21 protein-coding genes, 1 tRNA gene and 1 pseudogene are annotated in these 20,574 nt (G+C 72.5%); 14 read left to right on the top strand and 9 right to left on the bottom strand.

Going from position 1 to position 20,574, the window contains the following annotated elements; all coding sequences use genetic code 11:
* Nucleotides 1–49: 49 nt before the first annotated feature.
* Nucleotides 50–712: a DUF461 domain-containing protein gene (locus ACFZAT_RS30600; protein ID WP_391268746.1), complete on the bottom strand. Its 663-nt coding sequence runs from the start codon at nucleotides 710–712 to the stop codon at nucleotides 50–52.
* Nucleotides 713–1,322: 610 nt separating this feature from the next.
* On the opposite strand from ACFZAT_RS30600, the gene ACFZAT_RS30595 reads away from it, so the two are divergent.
* From ACFZAT_RS30595 to ACFZAT_RS30570, 6 genes are all read left to right on the top strand, one after another.
* Entirely contained in the window at nucleotides 1,323–1,805 is a 483-nt protein-coding gene (locus ACFZAT_RS30595; protein WP_006380568.1) for a CarD family transcriptional regulator, read from the top strand.
* Between the two features lie 373 nt (nucleotides 1,806–2,178).
* Nucleotides 2,179–2,925 (top strand): 2-C-methyl-D-erythritol 4-phosphate cytidylyltransferase, encoded by a 747-nt coding sequence (gene ispD / locus ACFZAT_RS30590; protein ID WP_391268745.1) that lies wholly within the window; start codon nucleotides 2,179–2,181, stop codon nucleotides 2,923–2,925.
* Nucleotides 2,915–3,433 (top strand): 2-C-methyl-D-erythritol 2,4-cyclodiphosphate synthase, encoded by a 519-nt coding sequence (ispF, locus tag ACFZAT_RS30585; protein ID WP_365679239.1) that lies wholly within the window; start codon nucleotides 2,915–2,917, stop codon nucleotides 3,431–3,433. The genes ispD and ispF overlap by 11 nt, the downstream gene beginning before the upstream one ends.
* Nucleotides 3,434–3,530: 97 nt before the next feature.
* Nucleotides 3,531–4,934 carry a cysteine--tRNA ligase gene (gene cysS / locus ACFZAT_RS30580; RefSeq protein ID WP_391268744.1) on the top strand — a complete coding sequence of 468 codons (1,404 nt, stop codon included), beginning with the start codon at nucleotides 3,531–3,533 and terminating at the stop codon, nucleotides 4,932–4,934.
* Nucleotides 4,935–5,014: 80 nt separating this feature from the next.
* Nucleotides 5,015–5,971, top strand: a complete 957-nt coding sequence (rlmB, locus tag ACFZAT_RS30575) for a 23S rRNA (guanosine(2251)-2'-O)-methyltransferase RlmB (RefSeq protein ID WP_391268743.1) — start codon at nucleotides 5,015–5,017, stop codon at nucleotides 5,969–5,971.
* Between the two features lie 192 nt (nucleotides 5,972–6,163).
* Nucleotides 6,164–7,795, top strand: a complete 1,632-nt coding sequence (locus tag ACFZAT_RS30570; protein WP_391268742.1) for a DoxX family membrane protein — start codon at nucleotides 6,164–6,166, stop codon at nucleotides 7,793–7,795.
* A 71-nt stretch (nucleotides 7,796–7,866) separates the two neighbouring features.
* Here ACFZAT_RS30570 and ACFZAT_RS30565 read toward each other — a convergent pair whose 3' ends face one another.
* The 3 genes from ACFZAT_RS30565 to ACFZAT_RS30555 form a co-directional block, all read right to left on the bottom strand.
* On the bottom strand, nucleotides 7,867–8,577 hold the full coding sequence (locus ACFZAT_RS30565) for a sugar phosphate nucleotidyltransferase (RefSeq protein WP_391268741.1): 711 nt from the start codon (nucleotides 8,575–8,577) through the stop codon (nucleotides 7,867–7,869).
* Nucleotides 8,578–8,623: 46 nt separating this feature from the next.
* Complete coding sequence (locus tag ACFZAT_RS30560) at nucleotides 8,624–9,055, bottom strand: hypothetical protein (protein WP_391268740.1); 432 nt, start codon at nucleotides 9,053–9,055, stop codon at nucleotides 8,624–8,626.
* Nucleotides 9,056–9,284: 229 nt separating this feature from the next.
* Nucleotides 9,285–10,421 carry an ABC transporter ATP-binding protein gene (locus ACFZAT_RS30555; RefSeq protein ID WP_018101603.1) on the bottom strand — a complete coding sequence of 379 codons (1,137 nt, stop codon included), beginning with the start codon at nucleotides 10,419–10,421 and terminating at the stop codon, nucleotides 9,285–9,287.
* Nucleotides 10,422–10,601: 180 nt separating this feature from the next.
* On the opposite strand from ACFZAT_RS30555, the gene ACFZAT_RS30550 reads away from it, so the two are divergent.
* Nucleotides 10,602–10,678 (top strand) — tRNA-Thr (locus tag ACFZAT_RS30550).
* A 34-nt stretch (nucleotides 10,679–10,712) separates the two neighbouring features.
* On the opposite strand, the gene ACFZAT_RS30545 is transcribed toward ACFZAT_RS30550, so the two are convergent.
* Complete coding sequence (locus tag ACFZAT_RS30545) at nucleotides 10,713–11,372, bottom strand: rhomboid-like protein (RefSeq protein WP_391268841.1); 660 nt, start codon at nucleotides 11,370–11,372, stop codon at nucleotides 10,713–10,715.
* Nucleotides 11,373–11,405: 33 nt separating this feature from the next.
* On the opposite strand from ACFZAT_RS30545, the gene ACFZAT_RS30540 reads away from it, so the two are divergent.
* Together ACFZAT_RS30540 and ACFZAT_RS30535 are read left to right on the top strand one after the other, a co-directional pair.
* Nucleotides 11,406–12,350 carry an aminoglycoside phosphotransferase family protein gene (locus tag ACFZAT_RS30540; protein WP_391268739.1) on the top strand — a complete coding sequence of 315 codons (945 nt, stop codon included), beginning with the start codon at nucleotides 11,406–11,408 and terminating at the stop codon, nucleotides 12,348–12,350.
* A gap of 31 nt (nucleotides 12,351–12,381) precedes the next feature.
* On the top strand, nucleotides 12,382–12,858 hold the full coding sequence (locus ACFZAT_RS30535; protein WP_391268738.1) for a GNAT family N-acetyltransferase: 477 nt from the start codon (nucleotides 12,382–12,384) through the stop codon (nucleotides 12,856–12,858).
* A 43-nt stretch (nucleotides 12,859–12,901) separates the two neighbouring features.
* On the opposite strand, the pseudogene ACFZAT_RS30530 reads toward ACFZAT_RS30535, so the two are convergent.
* Nucleotides 12,902–13,234, bottom strand: a pseudogene (locus ACFZAT_RS30530) (alcohol dehydrogenase catalytic domain-containing protein); the annotation flags it as partial.
* Nucleotides 13,235–13,338: 104 nt separating this feature from the next.
* On the opposite strand from ACFZAT_RS30530, the gene ACFZAT_RS30525 reads away from it, so the two are divergent.
* The gene (locus tag ACFZAT_RS30525; protein ID WP_391268839.1) at nucleotides 13,339–14,028 is read left to right on the top strand and encodes a pentapeptide repeat-containing protein; all 690 of its coding nucleotides are present in this window, start codon (nucleotides 13,339–13,341) and stop codon (nucleotides 14,026–14,028) included.
* Nucleotides 14,029–14,046: 18 nt separating this feature from the next.
* Here the strand turns inward: ACFZAT_RS30525 and ACFZAT_RS30520 are convergent, their stop codons facing one another.
* Genes ACFZAT_RS30520 through ACFZAT_RS30510 form a run of 3 tightly spaced genes read right to left on the bottom strand, consistent with a single transcriptional unit; the run spans nucleotide 14,047 to nucleotide 16,475 of the window.
* Nucleotides 14,047–14,544 carry a hypothetical protein gene (locus tag ACFZAT_RS30520; protein ID WP_391268737.1) on the bottom strand — a complete coding sequence of 166 codons (498 nt, stop codon included), beginning with the start codon at nucleotides 14,542–14,544 and terminating at the stop codon, nucleotides 14,047–14,049.
* A gap of 33 nt (nucleotides 14,545–14,577) precedes the next feature.
* Entirely contained in the window at nucleotides 14,578–15,243 is a 666-nt protein-coding gene (locus ACFZAT_RS30515) for a response regulator (RefSeq protein WP_391268736.1), read from the bottom strand.
* Nucleotides 15,240–16,475, bottom strand: coding sequence for a histidine kinase (locus ACFZAT_RS30510; protein WP_391268837.1), 1,236 nt, complete (start codon nucleotides 16,473–16,475; stop codon nucleotides 15,240–15,242). The genes ACFZAT_RS30515 and ACFZAT_RS30510 overlap by 4 nt, the downstream gene beginning before the upstream one ends.
* 229 nt (nucleotides 16,476–16,704) lie before the next feature.
* Here ACFZAT_RS30510 and ACFZAT_RS30505 point away from each other — a divergent pair, with 229 nt between their 5' ends.
* Genes ACFZAT_RS30505 through ACFZAT_RS30490 form a run of 4 tightly spaced genes read left to right on the top strand, consistent with a single transcriptional unit; the run spans nucleotide 16,705 to nucleotide 20,555 of the window.
* Entirely contained in the window at nucleotides 16,705–17,262 is a 558-nt protein-coding gene (locus ACFZAT_RS30505; protein ID WP_391268735.1) for a heme-binding protein, read from the top strand.
* Nucleotides 17,263–17,292: 30 nt separating this feature from the next.
* On the top strand, nucleotides 17,293–17,922 hold the full coding sequence (locus ACFZAT_RS30500; protein ID WP_391268734.1) for an ankyrin repeat domain-containing protein: 630 nt from the start codon (nucleotides 17,293–17,295) through the stop codon (nucleotides 17,920–17,922).
* Nucleotides 17,919–19,088, top strand: coding sequence for a hypothetical protein (locus ACFZAT_RS30495; RefSeq protein WP_391268733.1), 1,170 nt, complete (start codon nucleotides 17,919–17,921; stop codon nucleotides 19,086–19,088). The genes ACFZAT_RS30500 and ACFZAT_RS30495 overlap by 4 nt, the downstream gene beginning before the upstream one ends.
* Before the next feature lie 51 nt (nucleotides 19,089–19,139).
* Nucleotides 19,140–20,555: a M1 family aminopeptidase gene (locus ACFZAT_RS30490; RefSeq protein WP_391268732.1), complete on the top strand. Its 1,416-nt coding sequence runs from the start codon at nucleotides 19,140–19,142 to the stop codon at nucleotides 20,553–20,555.
* The last annotated feature ends 19 nt before the right edge of the window (nucleotides 20,556–20,574 follow it).

Genomic DNA, 20,574 nt, shown 5'->3' with positions numbered 1-20,574 from the left:
TCCCCCCGGTGGGGAAGGCGCCTCGGCCATGTGCGGTGCGGGGTGCGGCTCAGCCGGGCTGGCCGGACTCGGAGGCCGAGGACGAGGCCGACGCCTCGCCGGACGGGCTCCCGGACGCGTCCGGCGACGCGGAGCCGCTCGGGGAGCCCGAGGGGGAACCGGACGGCGAGGCGTCCGGCGTCTCCGAGGGCTTGGGCAGCGCGCTCGGGCCGAAGCCCTTGAAGTAGTGGGACGCCGGGACGACGGAGGCGCTCAGCGAGATGTCGCCGGAGCGGCTGAACTTGAAGACCAGCGGCTGCATGTTGCCGTTCTCCGTGGCCTCGTCGCCGTTCTCGATCACGGCGGAGGCGTTGCCCTGGCCACCCAGGATCACCCGGCCGCCGGCCGGGACGACGACCGGACCCGAGCCCTTGGCGGGGTGCAGCTGCACGGTGCCGCTGCCGCCCTTCAGGGTGATGGAGTCCAGGGTCTCCGGCTTGGAGCCGTTGTTGAACAGCGTGGCGGTGACGACCGCCGGGCCCTTGGCGTCGCGCTCGGGCTGCGTGATGACGTTGGCGTTCTGGATCTTGATGGCGCCGGACCGGGTGGAGGCGTTGTCCGGCCGCACGCCGAGCGTCTGCGCGTTGTTGCCCGCACCGCATGCGGTGAGCGCGGTGATCGAGAACGCGATGGCAGTGGCGGCGAGGGCGCCGTGTCGAAGGCTGCGGCTCACGGCGGCGGCAACTCCTTGAACGAGCGGACGGGTACGGACGGGTCGGGCGCCTGGGGTAAAGCCGCCCTAAGGGTCTGTCAGCCGTCAGGTTACCGAGCCCTTCTCGCCGCCCCGCACCCGACCCGCCCCTGACGCGCCCGTGATCGCCGGGCCCGGACACGTACGGACATTCGCTGTCTCTTCACATAAGGCGCTTGATCAAATTCCGGCCAGGGGTTCGCCCGGGGCTTCCTGGCTGTTCACGGACGGTGGCGCATTCATTGCGCATAATCCCCGCCGGGGCCGTAGGTTGATCAATTTCATTGGCCATCGGTACTTACGTCCGAACGAGTGATCCATCACCGAACGGACTACGGAAAGTTCAGCAAGCGGAACCCGACAAAACGGGACGTTCGGCCCCTTCGGAGGGGCCCGGGGTGCGTGTAACGTCCGCGTTTCTCCGTTGCCGGACAGCCGCTCCGACCTGCGAATACCCCCTCCCGAGGGCCCTTCGCAGCACGTCCCTGTCTCTCTTGTCAAGCCCCGAGATATGCTCTGACCTGCGAAAACGCCATTCAGGAGTGGCGATTCTCGTGTTACGCTTGATAGCCACGGAAGGGGTACCTGTCACATGACGTTCAAGGTTGGCGACACCGTGGTCTATCCCCATCACGGGGCCGCGCTGATCGAGGCTATCGAAACTCGCCAGATCAAAGGCGTGGACAAGACCTACTTGGTGCTCAAGGTCGCTCAGGGCGACTTGACGGTGCGTGTGCCGGCGGACAATGCGGAGTTCGTGGGTGTGCGCGACGTAGTCGGGCAGGAAGGGCTGGACCGCGTCTTCGAGGTGCTGCGCGCACCGTATGCCGAGGAGCCGACGAACTGGTCCCGGCGCTACAAGGCAAACCTCGAGAAGCTCGCGTCCGGCGATGTCATCAAGGTTGCCGAAGTCGTTCGCGACCTGTGGCGTCGTGAGCGTGAGCGCGGACTTTCCGCAGGTGAGAAGCGCATGCTCGCCAAGGCTCGCCAGATCCTGGTGAGCGAGCTCGCCCTCGCGGAGAACACCAACGAGGACAAGGCCGAGGCTCTCCTCGACGAGGTCCTCGCATCCTGAACCGGATGGCGCCGGTCATGACGACCGGCTCGCACCGGCCGTAGATAATGTGCCGCGGTGCCCGCTGACCAGCTGTATCAACGCTGTGTCGTCGGGCGCTGCGGCATGTCCGGACCGCAATCCAACGGCGAATTCCGGCCACGTGCCGATGATCCCCCGGTACGCGTCCCTGGTGCACACGTCCTTGGTACGTTGCTCGCGATCTTGCTGAACCGGCGTGCGAGACCGACCCCGAACGGCCGCGGCGTGTCCCGGCTCGCCCGGGGTCACGGAAAGGGTCCCGGTCGAGTCATGGCGCAGCGCCCCGGCTCGCTTGTGGCCATACCCACGTCGGCCGTGGACACAAACATGCCGAAGCCTCGGAGTGCAACCGATGTCTGAAGAACCGCGTCCTTACCGCACGGCCGCCGTGATCCCCGCGGCCGGCCGCGGCGTACGGCTCGGCCCCGGCGCCCCCAAGGCGCTCCGCGCGCTCGGCGGGACGCCCATGCTCGTCCATGCCGTCCGCGCCATGGCAGCCTCCCGGCACGTGTCCCTGGTTGTCGTCGTCGCCCCGCCCGAGGGCGTCGCCGGGGTCCGCAGCCTGCTGGACGAGTACGCCCTGCCGGAGCGCACCGACTTCCTCGTCGTGCCCGGCGCCGACACCCGCCAGGAGTCCGTGCGCCGCGGCCTGGACGCGCTCCCCGACAACATCTCCGCCGTCCTGGTGCACGACGCGGCGCGGCCCCTCGTCCCGGTGGACACCGTCGACGCGGTCGTCGAGGCCGTACGCGACGGCGCCCCCGCCGTCGTTCCCGCCCTGCCGCTCGCCGACACCGTCAAGGAGGTCGAGCCCGGGGCCCCCGGCGCGCCCGAGCCGGTGCTCTCCACTCCGGTCCGCGCCCGGCTCAGGGCCGTACAGACCCCGCAGGGCTTCGACCGCGCCACCCTGCTCCGCGCCCATGAGCAGGTCGCCGTCAGCGGCGAGGGCGCGACCGACGACGCCGGCATGGTCGAACAGCTCGGCGCGCCGGTCGTCGTCGTCCCCGGGCACGAAGAGGCGTTCAAGGTCACCCGCCCCCTGGACCTGGTCCTGGCCGAGGCGGTTCTCGCACGCAGGAGGGCCAACGATGGCTTCTGAGACCCCCGGGCCCGGCCGGGCCCCCGCGCCGGTGATCCCGCTCGTCGGCATCGGCACCGACATCCACGCCTTCGAAGAGGGCCGCGAGCTGTGGTGCGCCGGGCTGCGCTGGGACGGCGAGGGCCCCGGCCTGGCCGGCCACTCCGACGCGGACGTCGTCGCCCACGCCGCCTGCAACGCGCTCTTCTCGGCCGCCGGCCTCGGCGACCTCGGACAGCACTTCGGCACGGGGCGGCCGGAGTGGTCCGGCGCCGCCGGGGTCACGCTGCTCACCGAGGCCGCCCGCATCGTCCGCGCCGCCGGGTTCGAGATCGGCAACGTGGCCGTCCAGGTCGTCGGCGTACGACCGAAGATCGGCAAGCGGCGCGAGGAGGCGCAGCGGGTGCTGTCCGACGCCGTCGGCGCGCCCGTCTCGCTGTCCGCCGCCACCTCCGACGGGCTCGGTTTCACCGGGCGCGGCGAGGGCATCGCGGGCCTCGCGACCGCCCTCGTCTACCGCACCGGCTGACCCGCGCGGGGAGCGCCCGCACCGGCCCTCGTAACAACTGCGCCCGCAATATCCACAGGGGCGCGGGGCACTGGTGCGGGCCCACTACCCTTGAGGGGTGACTATTCGCCTGTACGACACCAGCGCCCGGCAGATCCGTGACTTCGTCCCGCTCACAGCGGGCTGTGTCTCGATCTACCTCTGTGGCGCTACCGTCCAGGCCGCCCCGCACATCGGGCACATCAGGTCCGGACTGAACTTCGACATCATGCGCCGGTGGTTCGCCCACCGCGGCTACGACGTGACGTTCGTCCGGAACGTCACGGACATCGACGACAAGATCATCGCCAAGTCCGCCGAACAGGGCCGCCCCTGGTGGTCCATCGGTTACGAGAACGAGCGGGCGTTCAACGCGGGCTACGACGCGCTCGGCTGCCTGCCGCCCACCTACGAGCCGCGCGCGACCGGGCACGTCCCGGAGATGATCGAGATGATGCGGGGCCTCATCGAGCGGGGCCACGCGTACGCCGCCGACGGCAACGTCTACTTCGACGTGCGCTCGTTCCCCGGCTATCTGGAGCTGTCCAACCAGGAGCTGGACGATCTGCGCCAGCCGTCCGGCGAGGGCGAGACCGGCAAGCGCGACCAGCGCGACTTCGCCATGTGGAAGGCGACGAAGCCCGGCGAGCCCAGCTGGGAGACGCCCTGGGGCCGCGGCCGTCCCGGCTGGCACCTGGAGTGCTCCGCCATGGCGCACAAGTACCTCGGGACCGCCTTCGACATCCACGGCGGCGGCATCGATCTGATCTTCCCGCACCACGAGAACGAGATCGCCCAGGCCAAGGCGTTCGGCGACGACTTCGCGGGCTACTGGGTGCACAACGGCTGGGTCACCATGTCCGGCGAGAAGATGTCGAAGTCGCTGGGCAACTCCGTGCTCGTCAGCGAGATGGTCAAGACCTGGCGCCCCATCGTCCTGCGGTACTACCTGGGCACCCCGCACTACCGGTCCATGATCGAGTACAGCGAGGAGGCCCTGCGCGAGGCCGAGTCCGCGTTCGCCCGGATCGAGGGCTTCATCCAGCGCGTCACCGAGAAGGCCGGCGAGACCGTCGCGCCCGCCGCCGAGGTGCCGCCCGCCTTCGCCGAGGCCATGGACGACGACCTCGGTGTGCCCCAGGCGCTCGCGATCGTCCACACCACGGTCCGTCAGGGCAACTCGGCCCTCGCCGCCGACGACAAGGAGGCCGCCGTCGCGCGCCTCGCCGAGGTGCGCGCCATGCTCGGCGTCCTCGGCCTGGACCCGCTCGACGACCACTGGGCCGGTGAGAGCGACCGCGGCGACGACCTCCACGGCGTCGTGGACACGCTCGTCCGCCTCGTCCTCGACCAGCGGCAGTCCGCGCGCGCCCGCAAGGACTGGGCCGCCGCCGACGCCATCCGCGACCAGCTCAACCAGTCCGGACTCGTCATCGAGGACAGCCCGTCGGGTCCCCGGTGGACACTCGGCCCGCGCCAGTAGCCACCACATGCCGCCCGGTCCGCCGGGCGGCACACTGCACTTATACGTACGCACGACCGAAGCAACGAAACAGGTAGGTCATGGCCGGGAACAGCCAGCGCAGGAACCGCCGCACGTCCAACAAGAAGGGCGCCACGGTCGGCAGCGGTGGCCAGCGACGCCGGGGCCTCGAAGGCAAGGGCCCCACCCCGCCCGCCGAGCAGCGCAAGAAGCACAAGAAGAACCGCATCGCGACCGCCAAGGCCAAGCAGGCCGCCAACCGCCGCCCGGCCCCCCGGCGCGGCGGCGTGAAGGGCACCTCGGAGATGGTCGTCGGCCGCAACCCGGTGTTCGAGGCCCTGCGCGACGGCGTCCCCGCCACCACGCTCTACGTCCAGCAGTACATCGACAACGACGAGCGCGTCCGCGACGCCCTCCAGCTCGCCGGTGAGCGCGGCAACATCAACCTCATGGAGGCGCCGCGCCCCGAGCTCGACCGCATGACGGGCGGGCTCAACCACCAGGGCCTCGTCCTCCAGGTCCCGCCCTACGAGTACGCCGACCCGCAGGACCTCCTCGAAGCCGCGTACGACAACGGCGAGGACCCGCTGATCGTCGCCCTCGACGGCGTCACCGACCCGCGCAACCTCGGGGCGATCGTCCGCTCCGTCTCCGCCTTCGGCGGTCACGGCGTCGTCGTCCCCGAGCGCCGCGCGGCCGGGATGACCGCGGGGGCCTGGAAGTCCTCGGCAGGCACCGCCGCCCGTACCCCGGTCTCCAAGGTCACCAACCTGACCCGGGCCCTCGAAGCCTTCAAGAAGGAGGGCGTCGCGGTCGTCGGCCTCGCCGCCGACGGCGAGCACACCGTCGAGGACCTCGAAGCGCTCGGCGGGCCCGTCGTCATCGTCATCGGCAGCGAGGGCAAGGGCCTCGGCCGCCTCGTCGGCGAGACCTGCGACTACCGCGTCCGCATCAACATGCCGGGCGGCGCCGAGTCGCTCAACGCCGGTGTCGCCGCCGGCATCGTCATGTACGAGGTCGCGCGCCGCCGCGCCTGATCCCAGGGGCCCTTATCGGGCCGCGTGGGGGCGCGTACGCACGTGCACGCGCCCCCGCGCGACCCCCCACCACCTGTTGACGGGTCTCGGACACCTTCGACACGGTCAAGGCAGTGTCCTAATCACACATCACTCGGTTAGATGAGTGTGGACACCAGAACGCCTCGGTTCGACGAACTACCCGCCCTGAGCATGACCAAGGTGGACTGCGACCCTGCGCAGGTCATCGTCAACCACGCCAGCTTCCGGGTGCAGCTCGCCCCCGGCCAGCGCGCACGGCTGCGCGGTGTGACCCCCGCCGGCGCGCCCAGGATCCCCGCCATGAGCGCCCCCGGAGCCGGACGCGGCCGGCGCGCCCCCGTCGTCTGGAGCGGCAAGTCCGCCCCCGGCGACCCCGGCGCCACCGGACTCCTCCAGGCCGTACGCAACTCCACCGCCGGCCGCCCCGACACCGCGTACGACCCCTACGATCCGTACGCCTCCTACGAGTTCGACCAGGGACGCGGCGGCGCCGGCACCCAGGTCATCCCGCGCCTCGACGAGTCCCAGCTCGAAGAGACCCAGCCCAACCCCGTCATCGGCGCACCCCGCTCCGGCGGTCCCCTGCTGCCTCCCATGCGGCGCGCGGTCGGCGCCTACGACCCGGTCGGCCCCGGCCCGTACGACCCGGACGGCTACGACGAGCGGGGCCCGTACGACGACGAGCCCGCCGTCGACCTCACCGACGAGGAGGACCGCGGCCGTCGTCAGGGCGCGCCCGACGACGTGCGCCACGCGTACTACCCGGGCCGCCGGATGAACCTCGGCGTCGTGCTCCTGCCGATGCGGGTCTTCCTCGGCTTCATCTCCATCTACGCCGGCATGGGCAAGCTCTGCGACCCCGTCTACTTCGACGGCGGCGAGCGCGGCTCGATGGTCAAGTGGCTCAACTCGCTGCACCCGTGGGCGCTGGCCGAGCCGCTGCGCGAGTTCGCCCTGTCGCACCCGGTCGGTGCCGGGCTCTCGATCGCCTTCCTCCAGGTCGTCGTCGGCGTCCTCACCGTCCTCGGGCTCTGGCAGCGCGTCGCCGCGACCGTCGGCGCCCTGCTGTCCGCCGCCCTCCTGGTCACCGTGAGCTGGCGCACCGTCGCCGCCTACGACGCGCCGGACATCATCTACCTCGCCGCCTGGAGCCCGCTTATCATCGCGGGCGCCCCCGTCTACTCCATCGACGGGCGGCTCGCCGGGGAAGCCTGGCGCAAGCTCGGCCCGCGCTCCGAGATCTGGGACCTGCGCCGCCGCGTCCTGCGCCGGGGCGCGGTCGTCGCCAGCGTCGTCGTCGGCCTCACCCTGCTGATCGGCTCCGTCCTCGGCGGCGCCGTCCGCTCCACGGAGGTCGTCACCGTCCCGGGCCCGCACGGCGTCCCCACCAACCAGCTGCCCGGCTCGCCCCTCCCCGACAAGTCCCGCAAGGGCAAGGCGTCCAAGAGCCCGGCCGGCCGGCAGCCCACGCCGTCGCACAGCACCGCACCGCACACCCCGTCCGCCGACGCCTCGACCCCCTCGTCGGACAGCGTCCGGGAGACGGGCCAGGCGGCGGGCGCGAGCACCGGCCAGCCCAGCCAGACCCAGGGCACCGGCCAGCAGCCCCCGCAGCAGACCACCCCCCAGCAGCCCCCCGCCACCAGCTCCGGCCCCAGCTCCTCCGGGACCACCGGCACCGGTGGCGGCTCCACCACCGGCGGCTCCGCCCCCGACCCGGGCGCCTCCTCGGGCGGCGGCGGCGACGGCGGCAGCGGTGCCGGCGGCAGCGGCCGCAACCCGATCGGCGGCCTCCTCGGCTGACGGCGGGCGCCCGTACAGGAACGGGGCGGGCCCGGAGGGAATCCTCCGGGCCCGCCCCGTTTCCGTACGTCCTACCGCGCGTCCAGCTCCTTGGCGGCCTCCGTCAGGTCCTTCGCGGTGTCGATCGCCCGCCAGTACGCCCCGTGCGGCAACGGATAACCGGCCAGCCGGCGTTCGCGGGCCAGCCGGGGGAACGTCGTCCGCTCGTGGTCGCCGCGGTCCGGCAGCATTCCCGTGAACGCGGGGGAGAACACGTACACCCCCGCATTGATCAGATACGGCGAGGGAGGGGCCTCGATGAAGTCCGTGATGTGGCCGAACGCGTCCGTCTCGACCGCGCCCCACGGAATCCGGGGACGGGCCAGGGCCAGGGTCGCGGTCGCGTCGCGCTCCGCGTGGAACGCCGCCATCTCGCGCAGCGAGAACCGCGTCCAGATGTCCCCGTTGGTCGCGTACCACGGCTCGTCCGGCTCGGGGAGCCGCGCCGCCGCGTACTTCAGGCCGCCGCCGCGCCCCAGCGGCTCGGACTCCACGACCGTCGTCACGCGCAGCGGCAGCACCGCGTCGGCCAGCCACTCCTGGAGCACCTCGGCCAGGTGCCCGCACGACACCACGGCGTCGGTCACGCCCTCGGCGGCCAGCCAGGAAAGCTGATGGCCGATGATCGGCGTCCCGGTGCCCGGGATCTCGACCATCGGCTTGGGGCGGTCATCGGTATACGGGCGCAGCCGTGACCCCTGGCCACCCGCCAGGATCACGGCCTGCGTCGGAAACGTATGCATGCCAGGCACGATAGGCCGTGCCCGGCAGCGGGGAGTGTCGCGTCGGTCAGCTGAACTGGGCGACGCCGGAGGCGAACGAGGTGTCGCAGACGGGGCGCGAGAAGCGGTGCGCGCGCGTCGGGCCGTACTTGTCGACGGCGGCCTTGCCCAGGGTCTTCGCGATGGACATGCAGTGCTTGGCGAGTGACGGGCGTCCCTCGACGGCGCGCTGGAGGTCCGTCAGCGCGACACCCGGGTCCTTGGCGCGCAGCTCCTGGAGCAGCCGGTCGCGCAGGACGTCCTGCGGGGCGCGCGGCTTGACGGCGGCCTCGGCACCCTTGGCGTCGGAGACGGTGCGGGCCGACGCGGCGAGGAGCTGCGAGTCGGAGTTGCTGGCTGCCCACGGCACGGCGGTGACCGCGAGGGTCCCGGACAGCACCATGACGACGGGCAGTACGAAAGCGAGAGTTCGGCCGATACGGCGCACGGTGTGGGTCACGCAGCGAGCGTAGCGGCCGGTGACGGCAGGGCGACATTACGTCACTCTGGCGAGGGACGGTTCGAGTGTGCTTTTCGAATCGCGTGTTGACGAACGGAAGCGAAATGACCGTTCTGACGGGGAATTCGCCTTCGCCGTTTCAAACGCGTCCGCCGCTTCGAACCCTGCCCGGGACGCGCGGTGGCCCCGCACGAAGATCGTGCGGGGCCACCGTACAGCGTGTGCGACGTCAGTCGGTGAGGCGCTCACCGGTCGACGTGGCGAAGACGTGCAGCTCGTCCGGGCGGGGCACGACGTGCAGCTTGGTGCCCTTCTCCGGGACGGCGCGGCCGCCGACGCGGACGACCAGGTCCTTGTGCTCGCCACCGACCTCGGCGGCACCGTAGACGAAGCCGTCGGCGCCGAGCTCCTCGACCACGTTGACCGAGACGGCCAGGCCGGCCGGGGCGTCCGAGGAGTCCTTGGTGAGGGTCTTCGCGGCGGCGCCGCCGTGCTCGACGATGTCGAAGTGCTCGGGGCGGATGCCGACCGTGACGGTGGTGTCGCCGCGGTTCGCGGCGGCGGTCAGCGCCTCGCGGGAGACCGGGACGACGCTGTTGCCGAACTTCACGCCGCCGTCGGTGATCGGGACCTCGACGAGGTTCATCGCGGGGGAGCCGATGAAGCCGGCGACGAAGAGGTTCGCCGGGCGGTCGTACATGTTGCGCGGCGAGTCGACCTGCTGGAGGAGACCGTCCTTGAGGACCGCGACGCGGTCGCCCATGGTGAGGGCCTCGACCTGGTCGTGGGTGACGTACACGGTCGTGATGCCCAGGCGGCGCTGGAGCGAGGCGATCTGCGTACGGGTGGAGACACGGAGCTTGGCGTCGAGGTTCGACAGCGGCTCGTCCATGAGGAAGACCTGCGGCTCACGCACGATCGCGCGACCCATCGCGACACGCTGGCGCTGACCACCGGAGAGCGCCTTCGGCTTGCGGTCCAGGTAGTCGGTGAGGTCCAGCATCTTGGCGGCCTCTTCGACCTTCGCCCGGATGTCGGTCTTGTTCACACCGGCGATCTTGAGCGCGAAGCCCATGTTGTCCGCGACGGTCATGTGCGGGTACAGGGCGTAGTTCTGGAACACCATGGCGATGTCCCGGTCCTTCGGGGGCAGGTGCGTGACGTCGCGGTCACCGATGCGGATCGCACCGCCGTTGACGTCCTCAAGACCCGCGAGCATGCGGAGCGAGGTGGACTTGCCGCAACCGGAGGGACCGACGAGGACGAGGAACTCACCGTCCGCGATGTCGATCTCGAGCTGGTCGACCGCGGGCTTCGTGGAGCCGGGGTAGACGCGGGACGCCTTGTCGAACGTGACACTGGCCATGCTGATTCTTCTCCTCCACCGGCAGGAACGTGCCGGACGATCCGTTGTAAGGGAGTGGTCTGGTCCAAACGAGTGAACCTGCAAGGACGCTACCTGGAGGTTTCGAATCTGTCAGTAGTTCACCGGCTGCGAAATTTCTGCACGGCACCGGGGGCCGGGTTGGTTAGACTGCTCCGGCACGCCTCCTTAGCTCAGCTGGCCAGAGCAACGCACTTGTAATGCGTAGGTCGTCGGTTCGAATCCGACAGGGGGCTCCACCGCCAGGCCGGTCTTCCCCGGCCTGGTTTTTTTTCATGCCTCCGTTCCGCGTCGCGTCAGCGGATAGCACCCCAGTCCGATCAGTGCCGCTGTCAGGTGGCCGACATCCGTGAAGGTCGGGCTGGTGATCAGGGGGACCGTGTAGATCACCAGGACCGCGAAGAGGTAGGCCGGGCGCCAGGGGCGGGGGACGTAGTAGGTGAGGACCGCGACCACGCCGGCGAGGGCGTAGCTGACGCCCACGTCGAGGGTGTTGGCGGCCGCGGCCGGGGCGTGGCCCCGGCTGATGGCCCAGGCGAGGACGGACTCGCTGACCAGGGTGGCCAGGACGTGCGCGGTGGCGGCGACGGCGAGCCAGCGCAGGGTGCCGAGGCGGCGTTCGGCGGGGGCGTGGAAGACCGTGTAGAGGACCGCGTAGGGGAGCCACTGTCCGCTGTCGATCCAGAAGGCGCTGGTGATGAGGACGCGGACCGGGTTGCGCGAGAGTTCGTGGATGTTGGTGGAGCGCTGGCGCAGGAACTCCTCCTCGAAGGCCGGTGACATCTGGTGGACGATCACTGTCGTGACGAAGAGGACGGTCAGCCAGAGGTACGTGCCGGGGGCGCTGCGGATCCAGGAGCCGAGGGCGCGGAGCAGCCGCCCGGCGGGGGCGGTGGGGGGCCGGGCGGGCGGGGCTGGGCGGCCGGAGGGCATGCCCGATTGACGCACGCTCCTACGATCGGGGGCGTGATCGACATTCCGGATGCGCTCATCGCTACTCAGTCCGCATACAACGGGGAGGCGGGCCGGGCGTTCGTGGCCGCGCTGCCGGGGCGGGCGGCGGAGTTCCTGGAGCGGTGGGGGCTGCGCCGGGACGGTGCGGCGATGTACGGGGTGTGCGCGCTGGTCCTGCCGGTGGTGCGGGCGGCGGACGGGCGGCGGGCGGTGCTGAAGTTGCAGCCGGTGGACGCGGAGACGGCGGGGGAGCCGGTCGCGCTGCGGCTGTGGGGTGCGGCGGGGGCCGGGGCGGTGCGGCTGCTGGAGCACGATCCGGAGACCGGGTCGATGCTCCTGGAGCGGCTGGACGGACACCGCGCGCTGGCGGGCGAGCCGGACGCGGACCGGGCGGTCCGGGTGATCGCGGGGCTGCTGGCGGAGCTGACGGCGGTGCGGCCGGGGGAGGTGGCGGGCGCGACAGGATCCGGGGCCGGGCTGCGGGGGCTCGGGGAGGCCGCCGCGCGGATGCTGGCCGCCGCACCGGATGTCGTGGCGGGTCTGGTGGACGAGGAGGAGCGGGCGCTCGTACGGGACTGTGCGGCGGCGGTGCGTGAGGTGGCGGGGGAGCCGGGGGACCGGCTGCTCCACTGGGACCTGCACTTCGGGAACGTGCTGGCGCGGGAGGACGGCGGCGGGTGGGTGGCCATCGACCCGAAGCCGTTGGTGGGGGACCCCGGGTTCGAACTGCTGCCCGCGCTGGTGGACCGGTTCGACGCGGGCGCGGTGGGGAAGCGGTTCGACGCGATGACCGGGGTGCTGGGGCTCGACCGGGGGCGGGCGGCGGCGTGGACGCTGGGGCGGGTGCTCCAGAACGCGTGCTGGTCGGCGGAGGGCGGGGCGCGGCGGCTGGCGCCGGAGCAGGCGGAGATCGCGCGGGTGGTGCGGGGGTCCGTCCGACCGATGGGCCGGGGGTGAGGGCCGGCGGGGCGATGTTTACGCTGCACGCATGATTCGTACCGCTACCCCCGCTGATGTCCCCGTCATCCACGCCATGGTGCGTGAGCTGGCCGATTACGAGAAGGCGTTGCACGAGGTGCGTGCGACGGAGGAGCAGTTGCGGGAGGCGCTGTTCGGCGAGCACCCGGCCGCGTTCGCGCACATCGCGGAGTCGGACGAGGACGGCGAGGTCGTCGGCTTCGCGATCTGGTTCCTGAACTTCTCGACGTGGCGCGGGGTGCACGGCATCTACCTGGAGGACCTGTACGTACGCCCGGAGCGGCGGGGCGGCGGGCACGGGAAGGCGCTGCTGAGGGAGCTGGCGCGGACCTGCGTGGAGCGGGGTTACGAGCGCCTGGAGTGGTCGGTGCTGAACTGGAACGCCCCGTCGATCGCGTTCTACGAGTCGCTGGGCGCGCGTCCGCAGGACGAGTGGACGGTGTACCGGCTGACCGACGGGGCGCTGGCGGAGCTGGGCGGGGCGTGAGGCGGGGCCCGAGGCGGGGCGGTCGCGTGACCGGGTCCGCCGTGTGGAGCCGGTCGGTGACGGCGAGTTCGGCGTAGCCGCCGGGGACGTTGCCGAGGTGGGCGACGACGTCGCGGCCGAGCCGGGCGGGATCGGTGCCCTCGCCGAGGGCGTCGACGGTGCCGACGACCTCGCGCCCGGGGATGGTGGGCAGCGGGGTGGGGACCGGGTTGGGGCCGGGGAGCCCTTGGCGCAGTGCGGGGTCCAGGAGGTGTACGCCGGCGGCGCGGACGGCGATGCGGACCTGGCCGGGTGCGGGTGCGGGGGCGGGGTCCTCGGTCCGCTCGTAACGGAGGTTCTCGGCGGGGCCGAAGGCGTGGAGGCGTACGGCGTGCAGGGCGGGGTCCCCCGGGTGGTGTGGGCGCTGGTGGCCCCAGCCTTCGGCCTCAAGCGCGGTTGAGGTCAAGTGCGGACGGGGTGTTGTCAGTGGCGTGCGTCACGATGGGGGGCATGGTGCGCAGTGGTGGTCGGAGCGGTGGTGTGAAGGCGGCGCGGCGGCCGGAGGTGCGGTTGCCGCCGCTGGTGGATTTCGGGGAGGGCGGCCTCGAACCGGACGGGGATTACGACGGGGTGCGGTTCGGCGCGTCCGTGGACCTGGCGGACGCGTCGGGGCGGGGCGCGCGGTTCATGGACTGCGCCCTGGAGGGCTGCGCCCTGGACCGGGCGGAGCTGGTGCGGGCGCGGTTCATCGACTCGGTGCTGACGGGCGTACGGGGCGTGGGCACCGATCTCGCGGAGGCGTCGCTGCGGGACGTGGAGGTGGTGGACGCGCGGCTGGGCGGGACGCAGCTGCACGGCGCGGTGCTGGAACGGGTGGTGGTGCGGGGCGGGAAGGCCGACTACCTGAATCTGCGGGAGGCCCGGCTGACGGACGTCGTCTTCGAGGGCTGTGTGCTGGCGGAACCGGACTTCGGGGGTGCGCGGCTGACGCGGGTGGAGTTCCGGGACTGCGTGCTGAAACGGGCGGACTTCAGCGCGGCGCGGATGGAGTCGGTGGACTTCCGGGCGGTCGCGGAGCTGGACATCGCGCGAGGGGTGGAGCGGCTGGCGGGTGCGGTGATCAGCCCGGTGCAACTGATGGAGCTGGCGCCGGCGTTCGCGGCGCAGATCGGGGTGCGGGTGGAGGCGTGAGGTGCGGGCCGGGCCCGGTCAGAGGCGGGGGAAGCGGGCCTGGAGGTCCCAGACGGCCGGGTTGTCCGCCAGGCCCTCATGCATGTCGGCCAGGTCGGCGATCAGGTCGTGCAGGAAGTCGCGGGCCTCGCGGCGCAGGAGGGAGTGGCTGAAGGTCAGCGGCGGTTCCTCGGGGTCCATCCAGTCGGCCTCGATGTCGACCCAGCCGAAGCGGCGCTCGAAGAGCATGCGGTCGGTGGACTCGGTGAAGTCGAGTTCGGCCTGCTGGCGGCGGTGCGAGCGGCTGCCGCGCGGGTCCTGGTCGATCTGCTCGACGATGTCGCACAGCGCCCAGGCGAAGTCGAGCACCGGCACCCATCCCCAGGCTGTGGACACTTCGCGGTCCGCCTTGGTGTCCGCGAGGTAGACGTCCCCGGAGAACAGGTCGTGCCGCAGCGCGCGGACGTCCGCGCGGCGGTAGTCGGTCTGCGGGGGGTCCGGGAAGCGGGGGGAGAGGGAGTAGCCGATGTCGAGCACGGTTCGATGGTGTCATGCCCGGCGTGTCACCCGTTACGGCAGCAGGCGCTGCTCCTTGGCGACGGCGACGGCGCCCGCGCGGGTGTCGACGCCGAGCTTGTCGTAGATGCGGCCGAGGTGCGTCTTGACCGTGGCCTCGCTGATGAACAGGGCGCGGGCGATCTCGCGGTTGCCGAGGCCCCGGGAGAGCTGGCCGAGGATGTCGCGTTCGCGGTCGGTGAGGGTAGGCAGGGGTGCGCGCATGCGGGCCATCACGCGGCTGGCGACGGGCGGCGAGAGCGTGGTGCGGCCCTGGGCGGCGGAGCGGATCGCGGCGAACAGTTCCTCGGGGCGTTCGGCCTTGAGCAGATAGCCGGTGGCGCCGGCCTCGATGGCGCGCGTGATGTCGGCGTCGGTGTCGTACGTGGTGAGGACGAGGACGTGGGTGCCGGGGCCGGCCACGATGCGGCGGGTCGCTTCGACGCCGTCGATGCCGCTGCCGAGCTGGAGGTCCATCAGGACGACGTCCGGGGTGAGCCGGGCGGCGAGCGCGACGGCTTCCTCGCCGCTGCCCGCCTCGCCGACGACCTCGATGTCGGGTTCGCTGCCGAGGAGGGCGAGGAGCCCGGCGCGTACGACGGCGTGGTCGTCGCAGAGCAGGATGCGGATGCGGTCTCCGGTCGTGTCGGCGGTCGTGTCCGGGGTCGGGTCGGCGGTCATGCGGGGTCCTGGGGTGTGGGGGCGACGGGGACGGTGGCGGTGACGACGGTGCCTTCGCCGGGGGCCGATTCGATGGTGAGGGTGCCGCCGAGCTGGTGGAGGCGGGCGCGCATGGCGGGCAGTCCGTGGCCGCGCACCCCGCCGGGGGCCGCGGCGGCGGGCGTGAAGCCGTGGCCGTTGTCGGCGATGTCGAGGACGGTGCGGTCGTCCAGGTGCGTGAGCGTGAGGGCGGCCTCGGTGGCGCCCGCGTGCTCGGTGACGTTGGCCAGGGCGCCCTGGGCGATCCGCAGCAGGGCGGACTGGGTGCGGTCGGGCAGGACGGTGTGCGGGGCGCCCTCGATGTGGCAGCGGACGGTGAGCCTGCCCTGCGCCTGGGCCGTTTCGCGGGCGGCGAGTGCGTGCAGGGCGGCGTCGAGGCCGCCGCCCTCGGCGAGGTCGGCGGGGGCCAGGTCGTGGACGAAGCGGCGGGCCTCGGCGAGGTTGCGTTCGGCGATGCCTCCGGCGGTACGGATGTGGCGTCGGGCGGCGGCCGGGTCGGTGTCCCAGGTGCGGTCGGCGGCCTGGAGGAGCATCTGCTGGCTGGACAGGCCCTGGGCGAGGGTGTCGTGGATCTCCATGGACAGCCGCTGGCGTTCGGCGAGGGTGCCCTCGCGGCGCTCGGTGGCGGCGAGTTCGCGGCGGGTGCGGAGCAGGTCGTCGATGAGCCTGCCCTGCCGTACCGCCTGGCGCCGCATGTGGACGAACACGGCGGTGGCGACGGCGGCCACGGCGGGCGGGGCGAGCACCAGGTTGGGGTCGAAGCCGTGCGCCAGGCGGAGCTGCGCGGCGACGACGAACAGCGTCAGCAGGGCGACGAGCGCGTAGGCGGCGCGCGGCGGCAGGATGCGCAGCCCGGTGTAGAAGAGCGGCACCGCGCACCAGGCGAAGCTGGGCGCGAGGACGACCACCACCATCCACACGACGACGAGCGCGCCGAGCCAGACGAGACTGCGGGCGGTCGGGCGCGACCCGAGCACGGGCCCGACGACGTAGAGCACGGCCAGGGCGACCGAGAGACCGATGATCCAGGGCGTGCGGGCCTCACCCGGGTGCCGCAGCAGGAACCGGGTGAGCGAGGCGCCGAGGAGCAGGAAGAACGCGGCGTGCATGAGGAGGGCGAGGGAGCGGCTGTCCCCGTCGTCGGTGCCCCGCTCCGGTACGGGCCGGAGCCCGTCCTCGTACCGCTGCTCCACCTCGTACCCCTGCTCTCCGGTCCCGGAGGGAACCCCGCTGACCTGCGTGGACATTCCATCGTCCCCCCGGACGGGCGCCCGCGCATCAACCGATCGGCCGATGGGGACGTCAGCCGTCCCGGGCGCCGGGTCGAGCCGGTACGACGACCGTCCGGAGGCGGTTGCGGGCCAACGATGGATGCAGGACGCGGGAACCACCCGCTTCCGCCCCCCCGCTGAGGAGCCCCTGATGAAGAAGATGTCGCTGCGCACCCGTGTCCTGACCGGTGCCGTCGCCGCCGCCGCCCTCGGGGCCGGCACCTTCGGCGCGATGTCCGCGAACGCGTCCACCCCGGGCGCCGCCCCCGCGACCACCGTCAAGGCGGACACCGCGAACCGCGACCTCCAGCAGACGACGCACCTGACGCTCGACGCCGCGACGAAGGCCGCGAAGGCCGCCCTGGACGCGGCGAAGAAGGAGAACCAGCGCGTCGCCGTCTCGGTGGTCGACCGCAACGGCACCACGATCCTGACGCTGCGCGGCGACGGCTCGGGCCCGCAGGCGTACGAGTCGGCCGAGAAGAAGGCGTACACCGCCGTGTCGTGGAACGCCCCGACCTCCGAGCTGGCCAAGCGGCTCGCCCAGGCCCCGAACCTGAAGGACATCCCTGGCACGCTGTTCCTCGCGGGCGGCGCCCCCGTGCAGGCCAAGGGTGCCCCGGTGGCGGGCATTGGTGTCGCGGGCGCCCCGAGCGGCGACCTGGACGAGAAGTTCGCGCAGGCCGGCGTCGCCGCGCTCGCCAAGTAGTACGTACGCACACCTCCCCGGGAGACGGACATGAACGCCCTCGATCACCAGCTGCTCGACGCCGCGCGCACCGGCGACACCGACGGAGTGCGGACCGCGATCGAGGGCGGCGCCCGGGTCGGCGTCCGCGACGAGGAGCTGCGCACCCCGCTGCTCCTGGCCGTCCACGGGGACCACGTCGGGGCCGCCCGGCTGCTCGTCGCGGCGGGCGCCGACCCGGATGCGCAGGACCGGCGCGAGGAGAGCCCGTGGCTGGCCACCGGCGTCACGGGCAGCGTGGCGATGCTGCGCGTCCTGCTGCCGGCCGGGCCGGACCTGAAGCTGCGGAACCGGTTCGGCGGGATCGCGCTGATCCCGGCGAGCGAGCGCGGTCATGTCGCGTACGTACGGGAGCTGCTGAAGGTCACCGACATCGACGTCGACCACGTCAACCGGCTCGGCTGGACCGCCCTGCTGGAGGCCGTGATCCTCGGCGACGGCGGCCGGGCGCACCAGGAGATCGTGGAGCTGCTGCTCGCGGCGGGCGCGACGCCGGGTCTCGCGGACGGCGACGGAGTGACGGCGCTGGAGCACGCGGAGCGGCGCGGGTTCGCGGAGATCGCGGCGCTGCTGCGGGACGCGCGCGGCGCGGAGGCGCCGGACGGCGGGGGCACGCGGTGAGCGCCCGCCGAGCCGGGCGTCCGGGCCGCCGCACCGGGGACCGCGCCCGACGCCCCCTCCCCGTCCTCCTGACCGCCGTCGCGGCGGCGGCCGTGCTCGCCGGATGCGCCGCGCCCGACGCTCCCGCGTCCCCCGCCACCTCGCCCGCCGCGCGGGCGCACGCCCCCACCGCCACGCCCGCCCCCGGCACCACCCCCGAAGGGACGTTGCTCGTCGCCGACTTCGGGGCCGACACCGTGTCCTTCGTGGACCCGGTACGGGGTGCCTTCGACCGGGTGAAGGCCGGCACCGCCCCCTATGGCGTCGCCGTCGGCGCGGACGGGCGGGCCTGGGTCACCACCGCCGAGGGCGTCGCGGTCGTGGACACCGGGAAGCGGACGCGGACGGCCCTGATCCCGTACCGGACACGGACCGGTCCGGTGACCACCGGTGAGTACCGGGGCGGCGGAATGGGTATCGCGCTGGCCCCCGACGGCCGGCACGCGTACGTCGGCGTCAACGTGCCGGACGGCAACGGGGTCCTTGAGGTCATCGACACCGCGACCCGGAAGGTCACCGGCACGGTGCCCGTCGGGCGTCGGCCCTTCGACGTCGACGTGTCGCGCGACGGCTCGGAGGCGTACGCCACCGGGCACGACTCGTTCGACGTGACGTCCGTCCGTACGGACACGCTCCGCGCGCGGCGCATGGAGGTCGCCCCGTACGGCACCGAGGGCGGGCTCGGGTCCTGGCTGAAGCCGCACTACGCGGTGGTCCGCCCGTCCGACGGGAAGCTGCTGCTGCCGTTCGAGGGCGAGCGGCTCGCGGTCCTCGACCCGCGCACCGGGAAGGTCGCCGTCGAGCGGATGACGGCCAACACCCACCAGCACGGCGCGGCGCTCGCCCCGGACGGCACGCTGCTCGTCGTCGGCACCGGCCCGATCGCCTCCGACGACGAGGAGGCGTCGCTGACGATCCGTGAACCGGACGGTTCCGAGCGCGTCGTGGAGCTGGACGGCCCGCACGAGAACGTCGCCGTGTCGCGGGACGGCCGTACGGCGTACGTCACAGGGGGCTTCACCCGGGACGGCTACTGGAACGGCATCACGGTCGTGGCTCTCGACGGGAGGACGCCCCCGGTCCGTGTGGTGGCGGGCGAACGGCCGCTGGGGATCGCGGTGCTGTGAGCCCGGCGCACCACCCCCGGATTACGACATTCCGCACATAGGATCATCGGTGTGGATCATCGAACCCCGGCTCGTCGCAGGGCGGCCCGCGCCGCCCTCCCCCTGCTCGCTCTCGCCCTCCTCGCGCCCGCCTGCACGGGCGGGGTGGAGGGCAAGCCGGGTGCGTCCGGGGTGCGCGATCCGTACTTCCCGAAGCTGGGCAACGGAGGCTACGACGTCACGCACTACGCCCTCACGCTGGATGTGGACCCGGACGAGCAGACGCTGCGCGGGAGGGCCGAGATCACCGCGCGGGCCACGCAGGATCTCAGCTCGTTCAATCTGGACCTGGCCGGGCTGACCGTGGACGCGGCGACCGTGGAGGGGCGTCCGGCCGCCGTGAACCGGGCGGGAAACGAGCTGACGCTCCGTACGGACGCGAAAGTCGAGGACCGGCTGCGGAAGGGCGAGACGTTCCGCGTCGTCGTGCGCTACTCCGGATCGCCGAAGACGATCACCGACGCGGACGACTCCGAGGAGGGCTGGCTGCCGACCGACGACGGGGCGCTGGCCCTCGGTGAGCCGACCGGTTCGATGGCCTGGTTCCCGGGCAACCACCACCCGAGCGACAAGGCCGCGTACGACCTGACGGTCACCGTTCCGAAGGGGCTGACGGCGGTCTCCAACGGGGTGATGGCCGGTCCGCCGGTCACGGAGAAGGGCCGCACGATTTTCCGCTGGCACACCGCCGAGCCGATGGCGAGCTATCTCGCGACCCTGGCCGTCGGGGAATTCGAGACGAAGACGTCCACGATGGCGGGCGGCATCACGGTGTTCACGGCCGTGGACCCGGAGGTGGCGAAGGCGAGCGCGCGGACGGTCGCCCGGGTCCCGGAGGTCGTGGCGTGGGAGGCGGAGCACTTCGGCCCGTATCCGTTCTCCGCGACCGGCGCGATCGTGGACCGGAAGGACGACGCGGGGTACGCGCTGGAGACGCAGAACCGGCCGTTCTTCCCCGGCCCGCCGAGCGTCGGGCTGCTCGTGCACGAGATGGCGCACCAGTGGTTCGGCGACTCGGTCACGCCGGAGAGCTGGCGCGACATGTGGCTGAACGAGGGTCTGGCGACGTACGCGGAGTGGCTGTGGGAGGAGGAGAAGAACGGCACCCCGGCCGAGGAGTCGTTCGCCGACGCCTACGAGGACGAGGACAACTGGGCGTTCCCGCCCGCCGATCCGCCGTCCGCCGCCGCCATCTCGGACGATCCGGTGTACGGGCGCGGGGCGATGGTCATCCACAAGATCCGCGAGGCGGTGGACGACGACGAGGAGTTCTTCGCGCTGCTGAAGGGCTGGACGAAGAAGTACCGGCACCGCAACGCGTCGACGGCCGACTTCACGGCGTACGTGGAGGAGGAGACGGGCCAGGACCTGTCGGACCTGTGGAAGGCGTGGCTGTACGGCAGGAGCCGGCCCGCCGCGGACGGCTGACCGGCTCCCGCTCCCCGGG

The organism is Streptomyces sp. NPDC008163, assembly GCF_042956885.1.
Taxonomy (GTDB): domain Bacteria; phylum Actinomycetota; class Actinomycetes; order Streptomycetales; family Streptomycetaceae; genus Streptomyces; species Streptomyces drozdowiczii_A.
Note: the sequence above shows the minus strand (reverse complement) of the source record. Positions and strands in the feature narration are given on the sequence as shown.